General features: G+C 63.2%; 1 protein-coding gene. It reads right to left on the bottom strand.

Annotated features, from left to right (window positions below; genetic code table 11):
• Positions 1 to 15 precede the first annotated feature (15 nt).
• Positions 16 to 228: hypothetical protein (locus SB725_RS34350; protein ID WP_410923848.1), on the bottom strand; the 213-nt coding region annotated here is incomplete at its 5' end.

Genomic DNA, 228 nt, shown 5'->3' with positions numbered 1-228 from the left:
CGAATGGCACGAACGCTACGGGAAGCGCTGGCAGCCGAGCGAACTGCTGTCGCGGGTGGCCGATAGCGGCACTTTGTTGCGTGATGCGAAGGCGGGGAGCTGAACGGCGACGCGTGCGTTGCATCGTTGACGCCGGCGGTCGCGATCGGGCGGCCGCCGGGTATTGAAGATCGATGAAATGGTGAAGCAGATGAGTGCAAACGTGAAAACGACCGAAAGCGGCGCAGC

Source organism: Pseudomonas sp. SIMBA_041, assembly GCF_046535095.1.
Lineage (GTDB): Bacteria > Pseudomonadota > Gammaproteobacteria > Pseudomonadales > Pseudomonadaceae > Aquipseudomonas > Aquipseudomonas mucoides.
Note: the sequence above shows the minus strand (reverse complement) of the source record. Positions and strands in the feature narration are given on the sequence as shown.